Below are 23,970 nucleotides of genomic sequence, written 5' to 3' on the forward strand. Positions count from 1 at the left end.
CACGAGCATGAATAACTGGAATTTTCAGGAATTAAAAGAAACTCCATCTCAAACAGGTGGTCCTTACGTCCACATTGGTTTATTGCCACAACAAGCAAATATTGAAGTGTTTGAAAACAACTTTAATAACCAGTTAGTACAAGACCAAACCAAAGGCGAGCGTATTCGTCTTGAAGGTCAGGTATTTGACGGATTAGGTTTACCGCTGCGCGATGTGCTGATCGAAATTTGGCAAGCCGATGCGAATGGTATTTACCCAAGTCAGGCAGATACGCGTGAGCAAAAAGCTGATCCTGCATTTCAGGGTTGGGGACGTACTGGCGCTGACTTTGAAACAGGTATCTGGAGCTTTAATACAATTAAGCCAGGTGCTACAGCCGGTCGTAAAGGTTCAACTCAAGCACCGCATATTGCATTAGTCATTTTCGCTCGCGGTATTAACTTAGGTCTTCATACACGTGTTTATTTTGAAGATGAAGCCGAAGCAAATAGCAATGATCCAATTTTAAATAGCATTGAGTGGGCACCGCGTCGCCAAACGCTTATTGCAAAACGTTTTGAAGAAAATGGTGAAATTGTTTACCGCTTTGATATTCGTATTCAAGGCGATAACGAAACGGTATTTTTTGATATTTAAGAAACACCTAAGGCTACACATGATTGTCCATGGATGCGTGTAGCCTTTTTAAAGGATGGTATGAAAGAGATGAAAATGAAAACATTATTAAGCTTAAGTTTGCTTGCACTCCCATTTTTTACAGCACAGGTAAATGCTGAACCTGTTGCTTTAGCTAATCAAACACAACCTGCGACTACAGCAGTTAAAACAATTGTTCCAATTACAGCAAAAACCAAAGAACAAGCTTTAGCGCAAGCTCAAGTGATTGCGAATACAGCAGATGCTGATTTGGCAGAGTTCCGTATCGACTTACTCAGTTTTGCGAGTGATACGAAACAAGTGATTGCATTGGGGCATGAATTAAAAAAGATTTTAGGCAATAAGCCACTAATCGCCACAATTCGCACCAAAAACGAAGGTGGTCAGCTTGAAATTAGCGATGCTGATTATGGTAAGACTTATCAGGCTTATTTAAAAAATCCGTTCATGGACTGGTTAGATGTTGAAATGTTCCGTGATCAAAAAGTAGTTTCAGAGATTGTTCAAAAAGCACATCAAAAGAAAGTATTGATTGTGATGTCTAATCATGACTTCCAAAAAACACCGAGCCAAGATGAAATTGAAAAACGTTTGTTAAAACAAGATCAAATGGGGGCAGATATTCTAAAAATTGCCGTAATGCCAAAATCTAAACAAGATGTTTTCACTCTAATGAACGCAACTTTAAAAGTAAGTCAGCAAACTACTAAACCATTGTTAACGATGTCGATGGGACAGCTGGGTACGATTTCTCGTGTTGCGACTGCCAACATGGGCGGAAGTTATAGCTTTGGCATGATTGGCGAGGCTTCTGCACCAGGGCAAATTGATGTGACTAAGCTCAAACAGATTTTAAAAACCGTTCAACCAACAAACCCATAAATCATAAGGATATGATGAAATGAATACATTACGTTTAACTACTCTTGCATTAGGTTTGATGGTTTCAGGAATAACTGCAGCACAAACTTATGTTGTTGACCGTTATCAAGACGATAGCAATAAAGGCTCTTTACGCTGGGCAATTGAACAAGCCAATGCAAATTCAAGCGAAGCGAGCGAGATTTTGATTCAGGCGGTAGGCAAAGCACCTTATGCAATTAAATTAAATAGCGCACTTCCTGAAATTAAAGCACCTGTCAAAATTATTGGTACCCAGTGGGATAAAACGGGTGAATACATCGCAATTGATGGTTCAAATTATATTAAAGGCGAAGGTGCAAAAGCTTGCCCAGGTGCAAACCCTGAACAGTACGGAACAAATGTCCGTACCATGACTTTACCGGGATTGGTACTACGTGACGTCAACAATGTCACTTTAAAAGGTTTAGACATTCATCGTTTTTGTATTGGTGTATTGGTTAACCGTTCAAGCAATAACCTTATTCAACATAACCGTATTAGTAATAATTACGGTGGTGCTGGTGTCATGCTTACTGGTGATGACGGACAAGGTAACCCAACTGCAACCACGACCAATAACAATAAAGTTTTAGACAACATCTTCCAAGATAATGGTGATGGTTTAGAACTGACCCGTGGCGCTGCGTTTAACTTAATTGCAAATAACCATTTTGTTTCAACGAAAGCGAACCCAGAGCCATCACAAGGTATTGAAATTTTGTGGGGTAATGATAATGCCGTAGTCGGTAATAAATTCGAAAACTACTCGGATGGTTTACAGATTAACTGGGGTAAGCGTAACTATATTGCTTACAACGAAATGACCAATAACTCGATTGGTTTCAACATGACAGGTGATGGCAACATTCTTGATAGCAATAGAGTGCATGGTAACCGTATTGGTGTTGCTATTCGTTCGGAAAAAGATGCAAATGCAAAAATTACATTGACTAAAAACCTGATTTGGGACAATGGTAAAGATATTAAACGCTGTGAAGCAGGTGGTTCATGTGTACCAAATCAGCGTTTAGGTGCAATTGTATTTGGTGTACCTGCACTTGAGCATGAAGGTTTTGTCGGTTCTCGTGGTGGCGGTGTAGTTGTTGATCCATCTAAGCAACAAAAAACTTGTACTCAACCAAATCAACAAAACTGTAATGCTCAGCCGAATCAGGGCATTAAAGCGCCTAAGTTAACCGTTAATAAAGGTTCAGTTGCTGTAGAAATTAATGGATTACCAAACCAACGCTATCAAGTTGAGTTCTTTGGAAATCAAAATGCGGCATCAAAAGAAGCTGAGCAATATTTGGGAGCGGTTATCGTTGCTACAGATGCCGAAGGCAATGCAAAAGCAAATTGGAAGCCAACTGGCAAAGTTGCTTCAATTACAGCGAATGTAACGGATCGTTTTGGCGCGACGTCTGAACTTAGTTCGGCCGTACAAACTAAATAATAACAATAAGGGAAGCGCCTCAAACTGAGGCGCAGCATAGAAATATAGAAATGATAAAAGGGACTTGAAATGCCAAATATAATGAAACTGAGTGTGTTAACAATCGCAGTATTAGGCAGTCAATTTGCACTTGCTAATGAGCCTTGGTCACAAGACCGTCAATGGTTGCTAGGCGACTGGAATGGTGAGCGCCAGCAGCTAGAACAACAGGGCTATAAATTTACAGCTTCTATTATGAGCCAAAGTGCCACAAATTTAGATGGTGGTTACAACGACAGCAATACTTTTGAAAATGCTGCGCAACTTTCTTTAGGTGCAAACTTCGATTTAGAAAAGATTGCTGGGTGGAAAGATACAACAGCGAGTCTAGTCGTGACTAAACGTGACGGAAATGCGCTTACTTTGGAGCGTATTAAAGACCCGCGTTCTAGCCAATTAGGTAATGCTCAAGAGATTTATGGCCGCGGTAAAATCTGGCGTCTGTCTCAAGCATGGGTAAAGAAAGGCTTTGTTGATAATACTATACAGGCCAAAGTTGGCCGTATGGGCATGTCAGAAGACTTCAATAGTTCTCAATGTGAGTTTCAGAACTTATTGCTTTGCGGTGGGCAGCTAGGAAAATCAATTGGTTCAATTTGGTACAACTCACCAGTTGGTGTTTGGGCTGCAAACGTTAAATATCAATTTGCGCCTGAGTGGACTTTGGGTGTCGGTGTTTATGAAGTAAATCCAGACAACATTAAAACCGAATCAAATAGTGATGGTTTTAATCTGGATATGAACAACGTGAAGGGTGCAACCATACCAGTTGAGCTCGCATGGAAACCAAAACTTGCTGCTTTTAATGGTTTACCGGGTGAATATAAAGTAGGTGCGCTGTACTCAACCGCAGAAGCAAATGATATTAAAACTGCGGGGAAGGTTCATGACGGAAAACAAAGTTTCTGGATTAATGCACAACAACAACTGACGAATAACGGCCAAGATCCGAAACGCGGTTTATATGTAAGTTTTAATGGCGTTGTAAATGATAAGGCAACGACCTTTGTTCAAAGTACCCAACAACTTGCTCTTTGGTATAAAGGGCCATTTGATAGCCGTCCAAATGATTCGATTGGTTTTGGTATTGCCAATTATTTGGTCAATGATCGTGCTAAAGATAAGCAAATCGCAACTAACGAAAGTCGTGGATATTATAGCTATGATGCGATTGCATCTGACTATATTCCAATTCAAGACGACGAGCTAAATGTCGAATTGAACTATACCTATCAATGGTCTCCGGCCGTTATGTTACGTCCAAACATTCAATATATCCATCAACCTGCTGGTGTAAAAGCGGTCGATGATGCTTGGGTGGCGGGCTTAAGCGTTAAAGTCAATTTTTAACAATGTTGATGGCTAGTTAGACATAGTTTAACTGGCCCAAATGCTTGAACTATTGTGTTCAGTATATGTGGAGTAGGATCTATGTCTGAGTCAGATTCTAAGTTTCATATCTTATTCAAAATATGGTGTTTTCTATTAGGCCTAGTTTTATTGGCTACTGGTGTTTTTTACATCGTAGGCGGTGGCAAGCTAGTTTCATTAGGCGGGTCTTGGTATTTCCTAGTCGCAGGACTGTTAATTACCATTTCCGCATTTAGTATTTTTCGTAAAAAGGCACTTGGTGTCTGGATTTTTGCGGCTGTTTTTGTTGGCACAGTCATTTGGTCATTTGTTGATGCAGGATGGGAATTTTGGCCGTTATTTTCGCGGTTAATGTTTCCTGCAGGTCTTTTTGCCGCATTATTATTTACCTTGCCTTCAATTCGACGTTATCAATTTCAAACTAGCTTGGCATCTTCATCTTATGCAGTGGGTGGGTTAGTTGTTGTTGGTATGTTGATTGCGTTTTATCAAATGTTCCAACCGCATCCAACAGTAGCAAGTTCCGGTGAAAAGCTACCTTTAGTACCAGTTGACCCAGCTAAAAAACAGGTGAATTGGGAAAATTATGGAAATGATGCAGGTGGTAGTCGCTTTGTTGCTCTCGATCAAATTAACCGAGATAACGTTCATAAACTAAAAGAAGCTTGGCGTTTTAGAACAGGTGATTCTACAACAGGTAGTGGTAATGGTGCTGAAGACCAAATGACCCCACTACAAGTTGGAAATAAAGTTTTTTTATGTACACCACATAACAACATTTTTGCGATAGATGCTGACTCGGGTAAACAACTCTGGAAAGCTGAAGTGAACTCTAAAGCCGATGCTTGGGAACGTTGCCGTGGGGTTGCATACTTTGATTCGACCAAACCACTTGTACAACCAACTTTGGCTGGTGCAAATGCAGTAACCACAGTTGCAACCAATACAGCATGTCCGCGTCGTTTATATACAAATACACCTGACGGTCGTTTAATTGCAGTGAATGCAGATAACGGTCAGCGCTGTGCTGATTTTGGTGTAAATGGAACAGTTGATCTGTTAGAAGGTCTGGGAGCTGGAACTAAAGCTCCACGTTTTGAAGTGACTTCTGCTCCGACTATTGCTGGAACAACCATTGTAGTGGGTAGCCGTATTGCCGATAACGTAGCAGCAGATATGCCGGGTGGTGTTATCCGTGGTTATGACGTCATTACTGGTAAACTTCGTTGGGCATTTGATGCACGTAATCCAGATCCTAACTATGTTCTTAAACCAGGTGAAACTTATAAACGTAGTTCGGCAAACTCTTGGGCTGCAATGTCATATGACCCGCAAATGAATACGGTGTTCTTACCTATGGGTAGCTCATCTGTCGACATTTGGGGTGGTAACCGTAATCCGTTAGATCATAAATACAATACTTCTGTTTTGGCACTTGATGCGACAACAGGTAAAGAAAAGTGGGTATATCAAACTGTTCATAACGATTTATGGGACTTCGATTTACCAATGCAACCAAGCCTAGTTGATTTCCCATTGAAAGATGGTACAACTAAACCTGCTGTTGTGATTGGAACCAAATCAGGTCAATTCTTTGTGCTTGACCGTGTAACCGGTAAACCACTGACTAAAGTAATTGAACAGCCAGTTAAGCCTGCCAATATTCCGGGTGAGCAATATAGTGCAACTCAACCACGTTCAGTTGAAATGCCTCAAATTGGTAATCAGACTTTAACTGAATCAGATATGTGGGGTGCAACGCCGTTTGATCAGCTCATGTGCCGTATTAACTTCAAGTCAATGCGTTACGAAGGTCTATTTACTGCACCGGGTACTGACGTTTCATTAAGCTTTCCAGGTTCTTTGGGTGGCATGAACTGGGGTAGCATTGCGTTTGATCCGACTCATCGTTATATGTTCGTGAACGATATGCGCCTTGGCTTATGGGTTCAATTAATGGAACAAACTCCTGAAGATATTAAGATTCAGGCGAGTGGCGGTGAAAAAGTAAATACTGGTATGGGTGCTGTACCAATGAAAGGTACACCATATAAAGTGAATAAAAACCGCTTTATGTCGGCCTTAAGTATTCCTTGTCAGAAACCACCATTTGGTACTATGACTGCAATTGACATGAAAACTCGTCAAGTTGCATGGCAAGTACCACTGGGTACAGTTGAAGACACAGGACCTATGGGTATCAAAATGGGCTTAAAAGCACCGATTGGTATGCCAACAATTGGCGGGCCGATGGCAACTCAAGGTGGCTTGGTTTTCTTTGCTGCGACACAGGACTACTATTTACGTGCATTTGATTCATCTACAGGTAAAGAACTGTGGAAATCACGCATGCCTGTAGGTAGCCAAGGAACTCCAATAAGCTATGTTTCACCGAAAACAGGTAAACAATTTGTGGTTGTTACGGCAGGCGGAGCACGTCAATCACCTGATCATGGTGATTATGTAATCGCTTATAGCTTAGAACAATAATTAAATAAGGCAAAAGAGAGTAATTCTCTTTTGCCTTTAATTTTAATATGTTTTTTATATTAAAGTGCTGTGGTAAATTCTATTGTTTTAATTAGATAGATTTACCAAATAGTAAAAAAGTGCTTTAACTCATTGCAAAACCTAAAATATTCTTAAGATTGAGAATACTTGAACCGCAGAGGTGGCCGAATGATTAGATATTTTTCACAATGTTTTACCTATAAATAAAACTGATTTGTTTATTAAGTTTTGTTTAACTTAAGGTTGTGAATTTTAATTAGAAATAAACATTATTGTCTTTTTAGTCCTTAAAAGTCGGATTTTTTTGCTGGAAAAACCAGCGTAAATATATATTTATATTATATTTATATAATTTATAGCATTACGTTAGAATGGTCATCGCAGATTATTACTACCCAGTAATAATTTGTATTTCAGGAATTTAAGCTTTTATTGGCTTAAGGCTCATCGCAAGATGGGCCTTTTTTTATGCTCTTTAGATCATAATATTTAATTTTTATAAAAATAGCCTAAGCAATAAGATATATGAATTGATGAAAACAATCACAAAAAATAGTCTTTAATGACAAGAAGTGTATGATTTGATAAATTAAAGCCACTTGATAATAATAGGTGATACGATGAGATTTTTGGTTCTTGCAACTTTATCTGGTTTAGCTTTGATGGGTTGTGCTTCTGTTCAGCAAGCACCGAATACACAAGAGACAATTCGTTATGCTTCTAGTCCATGCTTTGGCGCATGCCCAATCTATTCTGTAGAAGTAACACCTACAGGTTTAATTCGTTTTGAAGGCAAGCAATATACTAAAGCTATCGGTGTTAAAGAAATTCAAGGTAGCGTAAAAGATTATAAAAAACTTGCAGATGATCTAAAAGCTTATCGTCCTGAAACAGGTACACAATCTAAAACTGCGGGTTGTCAGCAAACGGCAACCGACATGTCTAGCTATTACATTTCATGGATTCAACCAAATGGCACGGAAACAAAATTAAGCCATTACACAGGTTGTATCTCTCCTGCAAATACTAGATTGAATAAGGTCATGGAAAAACTGCCTGAACAATTAGGCATTAAAGATCTAATTTAATGACAAAAGCCCCAAAACCTTGGGGCTTTTACTTGTTAAGAAGAATTATAAACTCAAAAGTTTTATATTAAGTATTTCTAAAAGAATCAGCGTATAATACAGATTATAAAAACATATATTGTTAAGAGTGGTTATATGTCAAATATTGTCTATGCCTTTTTGGGTGGTTTATTACTCGGCATCGCAACAGTTGGATATTTATATATAAATGGTCGTATAGCCGGAATTAGTGGATTGCTTGCTCAACTCATTAATCCTACTAAAGATACTTTTAAAAGTTCTGCATTCTGGTTCATTGCAGGACTCGTGATTACACCTTTCATATATGGCTATTTTTATCAGCCTGAAATTGAAATTAAAGCCAATACATTTGCACTTATTTTAGCCGGCGCACTTGTTGGTTTTGGAACACGGCTAGGCTCTGGATGTACAAGCGGCCATGGCATTTGTGGTATGAGCAGGCTATCAAAACGCTCGATGATAGCGACAGCAGTTTTTATGTTTGCTGGCATGTTAACCGTCTATATCATTCGTCATGTGCTGGGGTAATCCTATGAAAAACATTTTTGCTTTTATATTTGGTGGTTTGTTTTCATTAGGCTTAATGATTTCGGGCATGTCTAATCCAGAAAAGGTATTAGGTTTTTTAGATATCTTTGGGCAGTGGGATATCAGCTTAATGTTTGTGATGTTAGGCGCAATTGCTGTGGCATTTATTCCATTTCAAAAGGCTATAAAAAGTCCTAAAACGCTTTTTAATGAGAAAATTCAATTACCAATGAATACACAGATTGACCAAAGATTAATTGTTGGTGCTTTTATTTTCGGTATAGGCTGGGGAATAGCAGGGATATGTCCAGCGCCCGCTTTAACTCTTATTGGATTAGGACATTTTGAAGCGCTTTATTTTATTGTGGCAATGTTATTAGGAATGTTTATTTACCGAGTCTTAAATAAAGGAAATTAAACCTATGCAACAACCTCTAGTAAAAGATTTTTTTGATGAAAACACCAATACTTTTAGCTATGTTGTTGCGGATTTAGCGACCCGTCAATGCGCGATTATTGATAGTGTGCTTGACTACGATGCAGCTTCGGCGACTACAAAAACAACTAATGCTAATCTGATTGTCGATTATGTCTTGGCTCAAAACTTTAAAGTGCAATGGATTTTAGAAACCCACGTCCACGCCGACCATATGACTGCTGCCCAATATTTAAAATCTAAATTGGGCGGTGACATTGCAATTAGTCAGAAGATTTCAATCGTACAAGAAACATTTTCTGCTATCTATAATTTTGATTTTAAGAAATTTAATGAAAATCAACCTTTTGATTATTTATTTGAAGATCATGAACATTTTAAAATAGGGGATATAGAAGCCTATAACATTCCTACACCAGGGCATACACCCGCTTGCTTAAGTTATGTGATTGGTGATGCTGTTTTTGTGGGTGATACTTTATTTATGCCTGATTATGGTTCGGCCAGATGCGACTTTCCTAAGGGAAGTGCTGCTGCACTTTATGATTCGGTACAAAAACTTTATACACTTCCTGACAACATGCGTATGTTTTTATGCCATGACTATAAGCCCGAAGGTCGTGATGAATATGTCTGTCAAACAGATATTAGAACCCAAAAGCAAAGCAATATTCATTTAAATCGACGAGTTTCCAAAGAATCATTCATAAAAATGCGCCAAGAACGAGATGCTACTTTGACAATGCCAAAATTAATTCTGCCTTCAATTCAAATTAATATGAACGGTGGAAACTTTCCGGAGCCAGAATCAAACGGCATTCGTTATTTGAAAATTCCTTTCAACTACTTCTAGAAATAGCCTAAGCATTTACTGGGGATCTTTCTCATACTCTAAATAGCCTAAGCGAATAATAAAATTTACTCTATAAAATAGCCTAAGTAAGATTTAAAGAACTTGTCTTAAGTCCCGCGAAGTCTCTTGCAATAAAGGCAAAATGTGTTGAACTAAATATTCTTCAGTTGTTTTCATGGTTGGAGAGACAATATTTAAAGCTGCAACAACTTTAAAGTCTTGTCCATAAATTGGTACGGCGAGCGCATGAACGCCTAATTCGTGTTCTTCACGTGAGTAACACCAATCTTGTTCTCGAATCTCTTGTAGTAACTCTAAAAATTTATCATTTTCGACATGCGTATACTTGGTCAAACGCTGAAGAGGATATTTTTGAAGCCAGTCTAATTGTTCTTCTTGGCTTAAATGTGCCAGTAAAATTTTACCTGCCGATGTCGCATGTGCAGGTAAGCGGTTACCCAAATGTAAGCCGTATGGATTTACGCGGTCAGTTTGTTGGTGGGCAGCACTACGGGCAATGGTAATGGCTTCATAACCATCAAGTACCATCACTGAATAAATAAGTGAAGTTTGGTTAGTTAACAGATTTAATAAAGGCTGAGACACTTTCGGAAGCTGAGCTGCACCTAAATAAGCTCCTGAAAATTTAAGAACTTTCGGGGTTAAATAGTAATAGTGACCATCTGACTCAAGATAACCTAAATATTCTAAAGTTAATAAATGACGTCTTGCTGCCGCTCGGGTGAGCCCGGTTTTTTCAGCCGCCATAGAAATGTTTAAACGATGTTGATTACTGCTAAAGCTATCTAAAATCGCCATGCCTTTACCGATGCCAGCAATGTAATCTTCATGACGAATCGTTTTTTTGTTGTCCTGATTCTGGATTATCCGTTCATCTTTACTCATTACTGGTCCTTGTACGATAGAAGCTTAATAGATCAATTTGCTTTACTGAAAAAGTTTAATAATTTCATGTCGCAAAAATTGATGTCTTAAATTATCCCTTAAATCTTCGTGCCAAAACATACCCATTTTAATATTGGTTATCTCAAAAGGCAGAGAATGTAAGCAAATTTCAGGACTATAAGATAAATGCTGCAAAATCATACGAGGCATGGTCAATATTGCGTTGGCCTGAGCCGCCAGAACTTGTAACGCCGTTGAGTAGTTTTGACAGCGCATAAATACATTTCTTGAAATTTTTTGGTGTTGGTTTAAATAAATATCTTCAAGTAACGCGCCCGTACGGCGTGATGAAACACCAATGTGTCGTCCATTAATATAACGAGATAAATCGACTTCTTTAAGTTGGCTGCAAATGACGAACTCATCTGTTACCAAATGATCAAAGGTAATTTTTGGAGATAAATATTGTTCTAGGTCAATCACGAAATCGAGCTGCTGTGTCGCCAAGTCCGCCATAATATGTTTTCGATCTAGCTTCATACTGACAAACTGCAAATCTAAATTAAGATTTTGAAAATGTTGAGCAAGCCTTGGAAGAATAATCGGTTCAATCTCATCATGAACGGCGATTTTTAAGCTTTTTAAACTGGTTGGATCAAAGACATGTTTCTGTTGGCTAATATTTTGAATCGTTAAAAGTGCTTGCTTAACAGTTGGATAAATCTGTTCTGCAAAAGGAGTTGCAGACATTTTATTGCCTACACGTATAAATACATCATCTTCAAGTTGCTGGCGTAAACGCTGCAAAGCATGACTTGCTGCTGACTGTGTAATATTGAGACTGCTTGCTGCATTTGAAATACTTTTTTGTTCATAAATTGCGATAAATAGCGGATATAAATTGATATCAATTCGATGGAAAAAACTTAAGTCTAGGCCATGCAGGTTATGAATATTATTCATGAGGTGTTATTTAATAAAATCATTTCATTCATATTAAGTTTCAAGTTATGTTGATGTAAAGACCAGATAATGATGTAAAGGAAAAAGAATGTTTGAACTCTCCAAGAAAGCTCAGGATTTTAACGAGCGAACAAGAAAATTTATTTTAGAAGAAATAGAACCTGTCGAAGCAAAATTTTGGGAAGAAGTTCACGAGTTAAATCCAGATGGAAACTGGAAAAAATGGCAATGGCCTGAGCTTTTAGAAACTTTGAAATCTAAAGCAAAGCAAGCTGGCCTTTGGAATATGTTTTTACCAGATGAAAAGCTGGGGGCAGGGTTAACTGTTCAAGAATATGCGCACATAGCTGAATTAACAGGCCGCAGCTTATTGGCACCTACCGTTTTTAACTGTAATGCACCAGACACAGGAAATATGGAATTGTTATGGCGCTATGGTAGTGAACAGCAAAAACAACAATGGTTAGAACCTTTATTGGACGGAAAAATTCGTTCGGTTTTTTGTATGACTGAACCCGATGTTGCTTCTAGCGATGCAACCAATATGCAAGCGACTGCACTCATCGATAGTAATGAAATTGTTTTAAATGGCAAAAAGTGGTGGTCGTCTGGTTTAGGTGACCCAAATGCCAAAGTCATTATTTTTATGGCGCATACACCAGATGAAACCAAAGACCGCCATCATCAACACTCTATGGTTTTAGTACCGATTGACACGGTGGGTGTCGAAATTCAACGGATGTTACCTGTGTTTGGTGACTACGATGCGCCACATGGACACGGTGAGGTTCACTTTAATAATGTTCGAGTACCTATTGAAAACTTTATTGGTGGAGCGGGCCAAGGTTTTGAAATTGCACAAGGGCGTTTAGGGCCAGGGCGTATTCATCATTGCATGCGTTGTATCGGGGCTGCTGAAAAAGCGCTAGAACTCATGATTGATAGAGGCATGTCTAGAACGGCGTTTGGCAAAGAAATTTTAAAACTCGGTGGAAACCTCGAACGCGTAGCCGATGCACGAGTAGCCATAGATCAAGCTAGACTTTTAACCTTGTATGCTGCTTATAAAATGGATACTTTAGGAAATATGGCTGCTTTAACAGAAATATCTGCAATTAAAGTGGTCGCTCCGAGCGTTTTAGAAAAAGTAGTCGACATGGCAATTCAGCTACATGGCGGTGCAGGCGTTTCAAGAGATACACCATTAACAGGTTTCTTTGCTCAAGCACGCAGTTTACGTTTAGCTGATGGTCCAGATGAAGTACATAAAGGCATGATTGCCAAATTAGAGTTGGCCAAACGTGGTTATTTCGGTCGTCATAAGAAAGTATAAGTTTAAAGGAAGTGAATATGTCGGTAATTGATGTAGGCGGTGAAGTACGTGAAGGTGAAGAGCTTGATATTGGGGCAGTTGAAAACTGGCTAAAAAGCCAAGGCGTTGATTTGGTTGGCCCAGCAGTCGTTACTCAATATACGGGCGGGGCGTCGAATTGGACTTACCGTTTAAAGTATGAAAATACCGATTTAATTTTGCGCCGTCCTCCAAAAGGAACTAAAGCGAAGTCGGCCCACGATATGGCCCGTGAATATATGGTGCAGAAAAATCTTGCGCCTTATTATCCAGTGCTTCCTAAAATGGTTGCACTTTGTCAGGATGAGTCGGTCATTGGCTGTGATTTTTATGTCATGGAACGCATTGAAGGCATTATTCCTCGTGCAAAATTGCCACCTGAGCTTGGCTTTAATGAAGAAGATGTTCATGAGCTTTGTATAAATGTTATTGATAAGTTGATTGAGCTACATCAAGTTCCTTATGAGAACACGGCTTTAGCTGAACTAGGCAAAGGTGCGGGATATTGCCGTAGACAAGTTGAAGGTTGGGATAAGCGCTATGAAAAAGTCCGCACAATCAACGTTCCTTCATTTAAATATGTTCGAAAATGGCTAAACGATAATATTCCTCAAGACTCTACGACTTGTATTATTCACAATGATTGGCGTTTTGATAACGTGATTTTAGATCCAGAACATCCAACAGAAGTGATTGGCGTGCTCGATTGGGAAATGGCGACCTTGGGTGATCCATTAATGGATTTGGGCAGTGCTTTGGCCTATTGGGTTGAGCCAACGGATAACATGATTTTTAGATCAACACGCCGTCAGCCGACTCACTTAAAGGGAATGTTCTCTCGAAAAGAAGTCGTTGACTATTATTTGCAAAAAACTGGATTGGAACCTCAAAACTGGGCTTTTTATGAAGTGTTTGGTGTATTCCGTTTAGCAGTGATTGCTCAGCAAATCTATTACCGTTATTACCATAAACAAACCCGAAACCCTGCTTTTAAAGATTTCTGGATTGTCATTCATGCGCTACATATCCGAGCTTTAAAACTTATTGCACAGCAAAAATTGCAAGAATCAGAATTTGCTCAACAATCTCTACAGAAAATACAGGGTATTTTAAGAAAATGACCACAATTTATCTGGTAAGACATGGTCAGGCATCATTTGGTAAAAGTAATTATGATGAGTTGTCTGAAAATGGTGAAGCTCAAGCGACTTTATTAGGCCAATATTTTAAGCAAATATTGAAAGAACAACCTTATGTGGTTGCAGGAACCATGCAGCGTCATGAGCAGACTGCAAAGCTCGCACTCAATGAATGCTTTCCAGATGCGGTGATTCATCATAATAATTTATGGAATGAGTTTAACCATCAACAGGTTTTTGCCCGTTATGAGCCGCGTTTTGAACAGCCTGAACTGTTAAAAGCTGACGTGGCGCAAGAACAGAACCCACGTGCATATCTTGCCAAAATATTTGAAGGCGCAATTGGACGATGGACCGATGGCGATTTTCATCATGAATATGATGAGTCTTGGCCACATTTTAAAGAAAGAGTCGAAACAGCATTGCAGCAACTTTGTGATGAGTTAGCAAAAACCAAGCCTCGTTATGCAGTCGTTTTTACCTCTGGTGGTGTGATTTCTGTAGCAATTGGAAAATTGCTTGAACTGAGCCCCAATCGAACTTTTGCTTTGAATTGGGCAATTGCGAATACAAGCCTCACGACTTTGCGTTTGGTTGGAAATGAAGCTCAGGTTTTAAGTTTAAATGAACATCATTTTATAAAAGCTGAGCGTCCAGATTTACTGACATGGATTTAAAATAAGGATAAAAGCATGGCGAAGACAATTTTAATTACAGGTGCGAGTTCTGGATTGGGCGCAGGTATGGCGCATGAATTTGCTGCCAAAGGCTATAACTTAGCGATTTGTGCACGCCGTTTAGACAGATTGGAAACTTTAAAAACTGAACTTGAAAATCAGTACGGTATTAAAGTCATTGCAAAAAGTCTGGACGTCACCAATTACGATCAGGTTTTTGAAGTATTTCGCGCATTTAAACAAGAATTTGGCTATTTAGACCGAATTATTGTAAATGCGGGAGTCGGAAATGGTCGCCGTATTGGTAAAGGTAATTTTGAAATTAACAGAGCCACAGCTGAAACAAACTTTATTTCTGCTTTAGCACAGTGTGAAGCAGCAGTTGAAATTTTTAGAGAGCAAAATGCCGGTCATTTGGTGGTGATGTCATCCATGAGTGCGATGCGTGGATTACCAAAACACTTATCGACTTATGCGGCAAGTAAAGCTGCGGTCGCTCACTTGGCTGAAGGTATTCGTGCTGAATTATTGGATACGCCAATTAAAGTTTCAACAATTTTCCCAGGCTACATTCGTACTGAAATAAATGAGGGTGCTAAACATCTACCTTTTGAGGTAGATGCCAAAACAGGATGTAAAGCTTTGGTCAAAGCTATTGAAAAACAACCTGTAAAAGCTTATGTGCCGCAGTGGCCATGGTTACCAATGAGTATTGCCATGAAGGTTTTACCATTAAAGTTGGTCAATAAATTAGGATAAAAAATTACCCCCTAAGATTTAGGGGGATTTTTAATTAAAACTTTTTGGTGTAATTGACGAATAAACGGTCTTCACCAAAGTCATTGCCGTGTTTTACGTTGTAATCAATCCGAATATATTGCAGGGCAACGCCTTTTAAGAAAGGCTGCTGAAATGCATAGTTTAAAATCACATTAGACTCAGTTTCATGGTTTTTTTCACCATTGGCTGCCTTGAAATCATTTCCGTAAACATATTTCACCATCGCATTTAGGCCTGGCACATAATCTTTAAAGTCGTAGCCATACATGACATGGTAAGACTTTTCATCTTCTTTAAAGAAGCCCGTAGCATTCCAGTTAATAAAATAAGTTTCTGGTAAGAAACCATCTGGTAATGGGTAAGCTGATTCACCAATAATCTGTTGGTAACCCAAGCCAAATGTGTGGTTTTTTACTTTAACGGTTTCAAGTAATCCAATGTTCTGCGCATCAATATCTAAAGTATTGCCATCATCTTTTGCATTGAAGTATTTAAACTTAGAGGTGAGGGCAAAAGTTGGCTGTTTCCACGTATGTTCAAGCCCAACATAATGCTTGTTATACAGATCTTCCAAATTGCCAAAATAATATTCGCCCTTTAAAGACGGCGTAAATTGATATCGCAGATCAATATAGTTCAATCCATCAGATTCTTTAGTAACCCCATTTGACGTGAAAGAAAACTTTTTAAAGTCTTCTTCATTACGTGGAGACACTTTTTCAACTCGGCCAATTTCGGCATAGAGCTGATCTGAAAGTTGTGACTTTAAGTTGGTTCCCCAATACGAAGTAAGTAACTGACGACTAGCATCGACTGCCGTTACAGGTAAATCGAGCCAGAGTTCACCGACACTTAAAAGTGTTTTGTCATAGCCCAGCTTTAAAGTCGCGCCGTATTTTAAATAGTCTGAAGCCTGAGATTGCGTTTCTTTATTAAAAGGCAAAACTGTGTCAGCGATATGTTTGTCTGAACTCAAGCGCACGGCGTATTGAACCGATGCATCGGCCCCAATTGTGATTGGCTTGTCTGCTATGACTAACGGAGTGTCATGCATTTTCGATTTATAAAATAAAGACGCTGCCTGAGACCAACTGCCAGTATCTTTTAAGGCATCATTATCAAAATCACGGTTAATGTAGGCATTTTTTAAAGTGAATTTCCATTCATCTTCAGTTTGCTGATTTGGATTTGCGGCCCATGAGTTGCTGCACATCAGTAATAAAGTGGCAACGGCTAAAGTGTGTGGTTTAAAACGGTGAAATAATTCCATAATCCATTTCCCAGATGTATGCCAGTCCTCGGCACTACGTAATTTTGAATATTTCGGTACTCTCTAAGCGTTTAGTTAGAGAGTACATTTTTGCAATTGGTGAGACCTATTAATTTAATTTTTCAAGTTTCATGCTTTCACTAAAGAATTTGCAGCCTTTAAAAAGCAGAATTAGAGCCAGTACACACGACAGACCACCTACAATAGATAAAGAAGAACCTACCATTAACGGGCTACCAAAAACTTTATCTGTGATAATGGCCACCAATGTTGTACCAATACCGAGTCCAATTAAGTTACTCACCAAAAGAAATAGGGCAGAAAGACGTGCTCTAAATTGGTTAGGTGCTAACATCTGCAAAGCAGTTGCTGAAATCACTAAAGGGAAAGATGCAAAGAACATTGCAGGAATCAGTAAGCTAACTGAAAGCCAAAGCTGATCTGTTTGGGTAAAAAATGCAATTGGAATAATTAGGCCAACAATACCAATCACCCCCGTGAACAGAGGTGCATCTTGGCGACCTTTCTTAATAAACCAGTCGTTTAGCCAACCTGCACAAAATACGCCTAATGTGTTTGCAATTAACAGAATTGTGCCGAGCATATAACCTGTTTCGGTCGGTGCGAGTTGAAACTTTCGAATATAAAATGCAGGCGTCCAGCTAGTCAGACTGTAGAGTGCCATCGCATAAAAGGTAAAACCTAAATAATGACAAGCAAATGTTTTTGCATGTTTTTTAATAAACTGAAGACATTGTGAGAATTTGACTTGGTCAACTTGTCCATTTTGGTTGAGCTGTTGTCCTTTACGTGCGGGGTCTTTAACGGTCAGAATAAATAGCAGACCAATAATGATGCCAGGTAAACCGACTACAAAAAAGGCAATTTGCCATGCTTTAAGTGCACCTAATAGTGGAACTTCAATGAGTGTCACGCCTTTAAGCAAGTTAATGACATAACCACCAACTAAAAAGGCGATACCACCACCTAAAAAAGCGCCAATTGAATAAATCCCGACCGCGCGGCCTAGTTTGTCCTTACTAAACATGTCGCTAAACATTGAATAAGCAGCTGGAGATAACGCAGCTTCTCCCACACCGACTGCCATGCGGCTCAAGAACAGTTGAATAAAGTTTTTACTTAAACCACAAGTTGCCGTTGCTAGGCTCCAAACAATAATCCCGATTGAAATCAGTTTTGGTCGTGAAAAACGATCGGCAATATAGGCTAAAGGTAAACCCATAACGGCATAAAACAATGAGAAGGCAAGGCCATGTAACAGGCTAAATTGTGTATCTGAAAGTTGGAGATCTGCTTTGATGGGTTCAATCATCAGTGCCAGAATTTGGCGGTCAATAAATGAAAATATATATGCCAACATACAAAGTGTGACGACATACCATGCATAAGCATTGCTTTTCTTTTGTGTCCTTTCAACAGCGATATTACTTTGGTTCATACACTTAATCCTTATGTATAAAACGCTTAAAGAAATTGATATCTAACTTTTATTATTCCTCTGAAGTTTTCGATATTTCCCCCTTTTAGATAAGAATAATAAATAGGCTAGAAATGAGTAATTTGGTCTCGTACAGACCGGAAGAGTGTTTTTAAACCCAATTAGGAGTTAATGGGTTTTTAAAGATCATGGAATTATTATTTTCTTTTTATATGTAAAATTCCATTACTTATTGAGTATGTTAGAATACCTAAAAAGTATGTTAAGTAAACAGATAGTAATAATTTATTGATTTAAGAAGCTGATTTTTATTTATTTTTTAATATTAAAACTTATTTTAATAAAGAGCAGCGAGCAAAGAAGAACTGTTTAATGCTGCTCTTGAGCGTATCTAACCTGATATCAAGTCAAATAATCAACTTGATGGCATGAGGTCAAATAATTTTTTTAACTGGTGATTTAAATTGTGAAGCTCATCTTCTGAAAAAGCATTCAGGATGCCTGCCAAGGTAACCACACTAATTTGATTAATCTGTTCAACCAACTCAACACCTTTGGCCGTTAATTTCACCATCGAGATGCGTTCATCGGTGGTAGAAGAGTAGACCTCGACAATTCCATCTTCTACTAAGCGATATACAGCTTTTGTTGCCGTAGTTAACTTTAAGGTAGAAAGATTAGCGATATCGGTAATACTGGCTTCACCCAAAGCATTAGTACTTAAAATGATTTTACGGCGTGTATTATCAATACCTAGTTTTTTTATTGATTTTTCAATGAGTTGTGAATATTTTCCATTCACTTGGGAAACCCAAAAAAAAGGGAAGTTTTGAATACTCGACGGTTCTTTATTAGGAAGAAATTGTTCTAAATGATCAAGCATAGCTAAGCAATAACTTAGTGAAAAAAGGGTAATCCTATTATAAACAAAATTTTGGATATTTCCTTGGGAACAAATTATAAAAAATACTTGACAATTCCATTAAATTTTCCGATATTTTAATTAATGAATAAAAATACATGGAAAAGTGAATGAATATTGTTAGCCAAAGCGTGCACAAAGGAAGTGGCAAGCTCAAGGTGATGGTCAAGGACACAATTGATATTCAAGGTCTAAAAACTATTGCTGGTAGTCGAGCTTTATTAAATGTTGAACCTGCTCAAGATGATGCTGAGGTGGTTAAAAACATTTTAAAAGCTGACTGTGAAATTATTGCCAAAACAAATTTGCACGAATTGGCTTTTGGTATTACAGGCATTAACCATGCTTTTGGTACACCCATCAACCCTAAATATTCTGAACTTATTCCAGGCGGATCTTCGAGTGGTTCGGCTGCGGCAGTTGCTGCTAAACAAGCTGACTTTACTTTAGGTACAGACACGGGCGGCTCTATCCGTATGCCCGCTGCGTGCTGCGGAGTTTTTGGTTTAAAACCAACTTTTGGTCGTGTCAGCAGAAAAGGCGTATATCCGCCGTCGAGTTCTTTAGATTGCGTTGGTCCTTTTGCAAATTCAGTCGAGATGATTGAAAAGGCCATGCAAATTATTGATCCAACTTTCAAACCAACTGAATTTACTCGTACACCAAAAATTGCGGTTTTAGATGTCAAAGCAGATGAGGTTGTTTGGAACTGTATCCATCAAGCACTTCAAAAAGCCAATTTACAGTCCACTTCAGAAAAAGTTGAACATTTTGAAGCTGCTTATGATGCAGGCATGCAGATTATTAATTATGAAAATTGGCAAGCTTTTGGTGAATTAACCCAAACTGGCTTAATTGGTTCTGATGTAAATGGTCGTTTATTAAAAGCGGCACACACCACTTTAGAGCAAGTAAAACAAGCGGAAGTTGTGAAAGCGCAGCTCACCCAAGAACTCGATGCTTTATTAGAAAAATATGATGCATTGGTTTTACCGACACTTCCGCAAATTCCACCAAAAGTTTCTGAAGCTGAAAACACGGTTGCTTTTTTGAATCTTACCGGTTTAGTTCGACCATTTAATTTATCAGGACATCCCGTTATTTCAGTGCCACTTGAAACCAGTGAAGGTTTACCTGTGGGCTTACAGATCGTATCGAAGCATCAAAAAGATGAGCAATTATGCGCTATAGCTAAATTTTGTGTTGATGCAATGCAATAAATTACAAGGAGTTAGATGATGAATAAGTTGTCTAAAATGGAGTTTGCTTCTCAAGACAAAGCAGTTGACTTAGATGCTTTGTGTCAAGAAATTCGTGAGCGTGCCTGTGCAGGTGAGTTTGATAATCAGGCCTATGTGAGCCAAGACATTATCGAAAAGCTTAAGCAAATCGGTGTTTACCGTGCATTGGTTCCGAAACGTTTTGGCGGGGAAGAATGGTCACCACGTCAGTTTTGCGAATTGATTGAAACTTTATCTAAAGCTGATGGTTCAGTCGGTTGGGTGGCAAGTTTCGGTATGAGCCCTGCGTATTTAGGAAGTTTGCCTGAAGATACACTGAAAGAATTGTACCAAAACGGGCCTGATGTGGTGTTTGCTGGAGGTATTTTCCCACCACAACCTGCCGAAATTACCGATGAAGGTGTCGTAGTTCGTGGACGTTGGAAATTCTCAAGTGGCTGTATGGGAGCTGACATTGTTGGCGTGGGAATTTCACCGCTTAAAAATAATGAAATGCAGGGCTTACCACGCATGGCAGTGATGCCTGCCAAAAAAGCCAAAATTGAAATGACATGGGACACCGTTGGCCTAAAAGGTACAGGAAGCCATGATTTAGTGGTCGAAGATGTATTGGTTGAAAAGAAATGGACTTTTGTCCGTGGTGAACCTTCAAAACTAAACGAGCCATTTTTTAAATATCCGTCATTGTCTTTAGCGACTCAAGTATTAACCGTGGTGGGTATTGGTGTTGCAGCTGCCGCATTAGAAGAATTTGAAAAATTAGCTCCGGGTAAAGCATCGATTACAGGTGGGTCAGAAATTGCCAACCGTCCAGTGACTCAATATGAGTTCGCTCAAGCTGATGCAGAGTTTCAAGCGGCAAAGTCATGGTTTTATCAAACCATGGATATTGTTTGGAATGAAATTATTACTGGGCGTGAAGCAACTACTGAACAAATTAGCGATATGCGTCTGGCATGTACCCATGCAGCGCGAGTTTGCGCCAAAGTGACCCGAAAAATGCAAATGCTCGCGGGTATGACAGCAATCTATACCAACAATCCATTTAGCCGTTTTGTGAATGACACCAACGTGGTGACCCAGCATGCCTTTATGGGTGATGCGACTTTACAAAATGCAGGCTCAATCAGTTTCGGGTTAAAGCCAACCCCAGGTTATTTATAAGTTTAATTTTTAAAAGGATATTGAGATGGAAGTTAAAAAATCATTACGCGTTTTGTTCTGCATGGGTATTAACCAAAACTTTTTTGATGCGGAACCTGCTGAAGCAAAAGCAGTTTGGGCAGCATTTGGTGAAATGTGGAATGGCATTCATGACTTACCGGGTGTACATGTTTTTGGAAATCTTGATGATGACCAAAGCATGGTTGGCCCAAGTGCAGGTTGGCCTTGGACAACTTATTTGCTTGCTGATGTTCCGGATATTGAAACCGTACATGCCGCTTGTAACTTATTTAGAACGACGGTAGTGGGCGAAGGGCCATACAAACTTTGGAAATATTGCAAAGTTGAAGCTCGTGTTGGGCGTGAATTGATTATCCAACGTTAAGGCGATGGTAATGAATGACAAAGTGAATTTTGCAGAAATCATAGAGCGACTAGAACAGTTAGAAGCGCACAACGCCATTCGTAACTGCCTGAACCGTTATATGGAAATCTGCGACGAGCTCAATGCAAATACAGACCTTAACGAGCTGATGAATCTTTTTGATCAAGACTGTATTTGGGAAGGTGTTGGTGAGAAATATGCCAAATCCTTTGGCCGTTATGATTCTTGGCAGTCGATTTACGACATGTTTAAAAGCTATACCCAAAAAGAATCTCACTTTGTTATGAATGCACACTTTGTAAATTCAGAACAAATTTATGTAAATCAAAATGATGCAAAAGCTTCATGGCTGATGTTGCAGACTTCAACGTTTCAAGATGGCCGTAGTCATTTAAATGCAGCAAAGCTCAATGTGAAGTTTCAAAAGCAAGCAGATGGAACATGGAAAATTAAACATTTCCAAACACAGAATATTTTCAGTCGTCCCGTATCGCATTGGCACAGTGAAGCCGAACTGCCGGTACCTTCCGAGGAATGACCCAGGACATATTTAAAAGGACTATTGATATGAACAGTATTATCCCGACGCATAACATTGGCACTGATTACGATACTTTGGTTCAAAGTGACCGTGCTCATACTTCTCTTTATAAAGATGAACGCATTTTTGATGAAGAAATGGAAAAAATCTTTTATAGCACTTGGGTGTGGGTTGCACATGCCAGCGAAATTCCGGAAGGCGGAAGCTATAAAACCATTAACATCGGTAAACAGCCTGTTGTTGTGGTGCGTGACCGTAAAAAGAAAGTCCATGTACTTTTAAACCGTTGCCGTCACCGTGCAGCAACCGTATGCGAACATAAAAAGGGAAAAACAAATAGTTTTGTATGTCCGTACCACGGTTGGAGTTATGCACTTGACGGTAGTTTACGTGGTGTGCCATCTCCGGAAAGCTACGGTGATTGTTTAGATAAATCAGAATTACCACTGGTGAGTCTACGGGTAGAAGAATATAACGGCATGATCTTCGCTTCATTTAAAGAAGACATTCAACCGCTTGAAGAGTTCCTTGGGCCTGCGAAAAAATGGATTGACCTGTTTATGAAACAGGGCGCGGGTTATCCAATTAAAGTGTTGGGTGAACACCGTTTCCGTTTCCCGGGTAACTGGAAAATCCAGCTTGAAAATACCACCGATGCATATCACTTCCCGTTGGTACACAAGTCATTCTTGAGTTCTGTCGATGAAAAAACCGAAGAACTCTTTAACTTCGAGAACCAACCGGGCTTTGTTGAAGATTTAGGTAATGGTCACAGTGTCATGGTGATGATTCCTGAACTGGTTGATTTAGACGAAGAGCTCATGGAACGTCCAATTCAAGAGCGTTTTGAAGACTTGGCTCAAGCTTTGCGTGACGAAGGACATGAAGAATTAGAAGTACGCCGTATTGTTCGTGCAGTCGGTGGTTCTGGCTTTAACTTAAATTTATTCCCGAATATTGCATGTTCGATGGCGTTCTTCCGTGTGTTACAGCCAATTTCAGTTGCTGAAACAGAAATTCATCACTCGGTAATTACCATGGACGGTGGTCCACAAATTGCCAACCAATATCGCTTACGTTTGCATGAGCATTTTCAAGGCCCATTTGGTTTTGGTACGCCAGATGACTCTGAAGCTTGGGAACGCGTACAACACGGCGCCAATGCTGGTAATGATTTATGGATCATGCTTAACCGTGGTTTACCGGGCGAAGTCAAAACTGAAGATGGCTTAAAAAGTGATGTCAGTGCTGAAACAGGTATGCGAGCAGCATATCAGCAGTGGAAAAAGATGATGACGGCTTAAGGAGAGA

23 protein-coding genes are annotated in these 23,970 nt (G+C 39.2%); 18 read left to right on the top strand and 5 right to left on the bottom strand.

Annotated elements, in window-relative coordinates; genetic code table 11:
* Positions 1–7 precede the first annotated feature (7 nt).
* The 9 genes from pcaG to AOLE_RS08580 all read left to right on the top strand — a co-directional run bounded on the left by pcaG (position 8) and on the right by AOLE_RS08580 (position 9,861).
* Positions 8–637 carry a protocatechuate 3,4-dioxygenase subunit alpha gene (gene pcaG / locus AOLE_RS08540; RefSeq protein WP_013197671.1) on the top strand — a complete coding sequence of 210 codons (630 nt, stop codon included), beginning with the start codon at positions 8–10 and terminating at the stop codon, positions 635–637.
* 75 nt (positions 638–712) lie between these two features.
* Positions 713–1,540 carry a type I 3-dehydroquinate dehydratase gene (gene aroD / locus AOLE_RS08545; protein ID WP_081399303.1) on the top strand — a complete coding sequence of 276 codons (828 nt, stop codon included), beginning with the start codon at positions 713–715 and terminating at the stop codon, positions 1,538–1,540.
* Positions 1,541–1,559: 19 nt separating this feature from the next.
* Positions 1,560–3,014, top strand: a complete 1,455-nt coding sequence (locus AOLE_RS08550; RefSeq protein WP_013197673.1) for a right-handed parallel beta-helix repeat-containing protein — start codon at positions 1,560–1,562, stop codon at positions 3,012–3,014.
* Between the two features lie 69 nt (positions 3,015–3,083).
* Complete coding sequence (locus tag AOLE_RS08555; RefSeq protein WP_013197674.1) at positions 3,084–4,403, top strand: carbohydrate porin; 1,320 nt, start codon at positions 3,084–3,086, stop codon at positions 4,401–4,403.
* Positions 4,404–4,484: 81 nt separating this feature from the next.
* Complete coding sequence (locus AOLE_RS08560; RefSeq protein ID WP_013197675.1) at positions 4,485–6,914, top strand: glucose/quinate/shikimate family membrane-bound PQQ-dependent dehydrogenase; 2,430 nt, start codon at positions 4,485–4,487, stop codon at positions 6,912–6,914.
* 650 nt (positions 6,915–7,564) lie between these two features.
* Positions 7,565–8,023: a DUF6438 domain-containing protein gene (locus AOLE_RS08565; protein WP_081399304.1), complete on the top strand. Its 459-nt coding sequence runs from the start codon at positions 7,565–7,567 to the stop codon at positions 8,021–8,023.
* Between the two features lie 135 nt (positions 8,024–8,158).
* Entirely contained in the window at positions 8,159–8,572 is a 414-nt protein-coding gene (locus tag AOLE_RS08570) for a YeeE/YedE family protein (protein WP_013197676.1), read from the top strand.
* A 4-nt stretch (positions 8,573–8,576) separates the two neighbouring features.
* Positions 8,577–8,990 carry a DUF6691 family protein gene (locus tag AOLE_RS08575; protein ID WP_013197677.1) on the top strand — a complete coding sequence of 138 codons (414 nt, stop codon included), beginning with the start codon at positions 8,577–8,579 and terminating at the stop codon, positions 8,988–8,990.
* Between the two features lie 4 nt (positions 8,991–8,994).
* The gene (locus AOLE_RS08580) at positions 8,995–9,861 is read left to right on the top strand and encodes an MBL fold metallo-hydrolase (RefSeq protein WP_013197678.1); all 867 of its coding nucleotides are present in this window, start codon (positions 8,995–8,997) and stop codon (positions 9,859–9,861) included.
* Between the two features lie 93 nt (positions 9,862–9,954).
* On the opposite strand, the gene pcaU is transcribed toward AOLE_RS08580, so the two are convergent.
* Both pcaU and AOLE_RS08590 read right to left on the bottom strand, forming a co-directional pair.
* Complete coding sequence (gene pcaU / locus AOLE_RS08585; protein WP_000030964.1) at positions 9,955–10,767, bottom strand: IclR family transcriptional regulator PcaU; 813 nt, start codon at positions 10,765–10,767, stop codon at positions 9,955–9,957.
* Positions 10,768–10,809: 42 nt separating this feature from the next.
* Entirely contained in the window at positions 10,810–11,730 is a 921-nt protein-coding gene (locus tag AOLE_RS08590) for a LysR family transcriptional regulator (protein ID WP_013197679.1), read from the bottom strand.
* An 88-nt stretch (positions 11,731–11,818) separates the two neighbouring features.
* On the opposite strand from AOLE_RS08590, the gene AOLE_RS08595 reads away from it, so the two are divergent.
* From AOLE_RS08595 to AOLE_RS08610, 4 genes are read left to right on the top strand one after another with little or no spacing between them, the layout of a single operon-like run.
* Positions 11,819–13,063, top strand: a complete 1,245-nt coding sequence (locus tag AOLE_RS08595) for an acyl-CoA dehydrogenase family protein (RefSeq protein ID WP_013197680.1) — start codon at positions 11,819–11,821, stop codon at positions 13,061–13,063.
* A gap of 17 nt (positions 13,064–13,080) precedes the next feature.
* Positions 13,081–14,202, top strand: a complete 1,122-nt coding sequence (locus AOLE_RS08600) for a phosphotransferase family protein (RefSeq protein ID WP_013197681.1) — start codon at positions 13,081–13,083, stop codon at positions 14,200–14,202.
* On the top strand, positions 14,199–14,897 hold the full coding sequence (locus AOLE_RS08605) for a histidine phosphatase family protein (RefSeq protein ID WP_013197682.1): 699 nt from the start codon (positions 14,199–14,201) through the stop codon (positions 14,895–14,897). Before AOLE_RS08600 ends, AOLE_RS08605 begins: the two co-directional genes overlap by 4 nt.
* Before the next feature lie 15 nt (positions 14,898–14,912).
* Positions 14,913–15,656 carry an SDR family oxidoreductase gene (locus AOLE_RS08610; RefSeq protein ID WP_013197683.1) on the top strand — a complete coding sequence of 248 codons (744 nt, stop codon included), beginning with the start codon at positions 14,913–14,915 and terminating at the stop codon, positions 15,654–15,656.
* A 34-nt stretch (positions 15,657–15,690) separates the two neighbouring features.
* On the opposite strand, the gene AOLE_RS08615 is transcribed toward AOLE_RS08610, so the two are convergent.
* The 3 genes from AOLE_RS08615 to AOLE_RS08625 form a co-directional block, all read right to left on the bottom strand.
* Positions 15,691–16,947, bottom strand: a complete 1,257-nt coding sequence (locus tag AOLE_RS08615; RefSeq protein WP_013197684.1) for an OprD family outer membrane porin — start codon at positions 16,945–16,947, stop codon at positions 15,691–15,693.
* Between the two features lie 109 nt (positions 16,948–17,056).
* The gene (locus tag AOLE_RS08620) at positions 17,057–18,406 is read right to left on the bottom strand and encodes a spinster family MFS transporter (RefSeq protein ID WP_013197685.1); all 1,350 of its coding nucleotides are present in this window, start codon (positions 18,404–18,406) and stop codon (positions 17,057–17,059) included.
* A 415-nt stretch (positions 18,407–18,821) separates the two neighbouring features.
* The gene (locus AOLE_RS08625; RefSeq protein ID WP_009392094.1) at positions 18,822–19,289 is read right to left on the bottom strand and encodes a MarR family winged helix-turn-helix transcriptional regulator; all 468 of its coding nucleotides are present in this window, start codon (positions 19,287–19,289) and stop codon (positions 18,822–18,824) included.
* A gap of 149 nt (positions 19,290–19,438) precedes the next feature.
* On the opposite strand from AOLE_RS08625, the gene AOLE_RS08630 reads away from it, so the two are divergent.
* From AOLE_RS08630 to AOLE_RS08650, 5 genes are read left to right on the top strand one after another with little or no spacing between them, the layout of a single operon-like run.
* Positions 19,439–20,548, top strand: coding sequence for an amidase (locus tag AOLE_RS08630; protein ID WP_013197686.1), 1,110 nt, complete (start codon positions 19,439–19,441; stop codon positions 20,546–20,548).
* A 36-nt stretch (positions 20,549–20,584) separates the two neighbouring features.
* Positions 20,585–21,733 (top strand): acyl-CoA dehydrogenase family protein, encoded by a 1,149-nt coding sequence (locus AOLE_RS08635; protein ID WP_081399305.1) that lies wholly within the window; start codon positions 20,585–20,587, stop codon positions 21,731–21,733.
* Between the two features lie 25 nt (positions 21,734–21,758).
* Entirely contained in the window at positions 21,759–22,118 is a 360-nt protein-coding gene (locus AOLE_RS08640; RefSeq protein ID WP_013197688.1) for a hypothetical protein, read from the top strand.
* Between the two features lie 4 nt (positions 22,119–22,122).
* On the top strand, positions 22,123–22,656 hold the full coding sequence (locus AOLE_RS08645) for a nuclear transport factor 2 family protein (RefSeq protein WP_081399138.1): 534 nt from the start codon (positions 22,123–22,125) through the stop codon (positions 22,654–22,656).
* A gap of 29 nt (positions 22,657–22,685) precedes the next feature.
* Positions 22,686–23,963 (top strand): aromatic ring-hydroxylating oxygenase subunit alpha, encoded by a 1,278-nt coding sequence (locus AOLE_RS08650; protein WP_013197690.1) that lies wholly within the window; start codon positions 22,686–22,688, stop codon positions 23,961–23,963.
* Positions 23,964–23,970: the final 7 nt, after the last annotated feature.

It is taken from the genome of Acinetobacter oleivorans DR1, assembly GCF_000196795.1.
In the GTDB taxonomy this organism is placed as follows: Bacteria; Pseudomonadota; Gammaproteobacteria; order Pseudomonadales; family Moraxellaceae; genus Acinetobacter; species Acinetobacter oleivorans.

Excerpts from the sequence above, each read along its gene's own strand:
- pcaG (WP_013197671.1), top strand. The coding sequence starts at position 8 with ATGAATAACTGGAATTTTCAGGAATTAAAAGAAACTCCATCTCAAACA.
- aroD (WP_081399303.1), top strand. The coding sequence starts at position 713 with ATGAAAACATTATTAAGCTTAAGTTTGCTTGCACTCCCATTTTTTACA.
- AOLE_RS08550 (WP_013197673.1), top strand. The coding sequence starts at position 1,560 with ATGAATACATTACGTTTAACTACTCTTGCATTAGGTTTGATGGTTTCA.
- AOLE_RS08555 (WP_013197674.1), top strand. The coding sequence starts at position 3,084 with ATGCCAAATATAATGAAACTGAGTGTGTTAACAATCGCAGTATTAGGC.
- AOLE_RS08560 (WP_013197675.1), top strand. The coding sequence starts at position 4,485 with ATGTCTGAGTCAGATTCTAAGTTTCATATCTTATTCAAAATATGGTGT.
- AOLE_RS08570 (WP_013197676.1), top strand. The coding sequence starts at position 8,159 with ATGTCAAATATTGTCTATGCCTTTTTGGGTGGTTTATTACTCGGCATC.
- AOLE_RS08575 (WP_013197677.1), top strand. The coding sequence starts at position 8,577 with ATGAAAAACATTTTTGCTTTTATATTTGGTGGTTTGTTTTCATTAGGC.
- AOLE_RS08580 (WP_013197678.1), top strand. The coding sequence starts at position 8,995 with ATGCAACAACCTCTAGTAAAAGATTTTTTTGATGAAAACACCAATACT.
- pcaU (WP_000030964.1), bottom strand. The coding sequence starts at position 10,767 with ATGAGTAAAGATGAACGGATAATCCAGAATCAGGACAACAAAAAAACG.
- AOLE_RS08590 (WP_013197679.1), bottom strand. The coding sequence starts at position 11,730 with ATGAATAATATTCATAACCTGCATGGCCTAGACTTAAGTTTTTTCCAT.
- AOLE_RS08595 (WP_013197680.1), top strand. The coding sequence starts at position 11,819 with ATGTTTGAACTCTCCAAGAAAGCTCAGGATTTTAACGAGCGAACAAGA.
- AOLE_RS08600 (WP_013197681.1), top strand. The coding sequence starts at position 13,081 with ATGTCGGTAATTGATGTAGGCGGTGAAGTACGTGAAGGTGAAGAGCTT.
- AOLE_RS08605 (WP_013197682.1), top strand. The coding sequence starts at position 14,199 with ATGACCACAATTTATCTGGTAAGACATGGTCAGGCATCATTTGGTAAA.
- AOLE_RS08610 (WP_013197683.1), top strand. The coding sequence starts at position 14,913 with ATGGCGAAGACAATTTTAATTACAGGTGCGAGTTCTGGATTGGGCGCA.
- AOLE_RS08615 (WP_013197684.1), bottom strand. The coding sequence starts at position 16,947 with ATGGAATTATTTCACCGTTTTAAACCACACACTTTAGCCGTTGCCACT.
- AOLE_RS08620 (WP_013197685.1), bottom strand. The coding sequence starts at position 18,406 with ATGAACCAAAGTAATATCGCTGTTGAAAGGACACAAAAGAAAAGCAAT.
- AOLE_RS08625 (WP_009392094.1), bottom strand. The coding sequence starts at position 19,289 with ATGCTTGATCATTTAGAACAATTTCTTCCTAATAAAGAACCGTCGAGT.
- AOLE_RS08630 (WP_013197686.1), top strand. The coding sequence starts at position 19,439 with ATGAATATTGTTAGCCAAAGCGTGCACAAAGGAAGTGGCAAGCTCAAG.
- AOLE_RS08635 (WP_081399305.1), top strand. The coding sequence starts at position 20,585 with ATGGAGTTTGCTTCTCAAGACAAAGCAGTTGACTTAGATGCTTTGTGT.
- AOLE_RS08640 (WP_013197688.1), top strand. The coding sequence starts at position 21,759 with ATGGAAGTTAAAAAATCATTACGCGTTTTGTTCTGCATGGGTATTAAC.
- AOLE_RS08645 (WP_081399138.1), top strand. The coding sequence starts at position 22,123 with ATGGTAATGAATGACAAAGTGAATTTTGCAGAAATCATAGAGCGACTA.
- AOLE_RS08650 (WP_013197690.1), top strand. The coding sequence starts at position 22,686 with ATGAACAGTATTATCCCGACGCATAACATTGGCACTGATTACGATACT.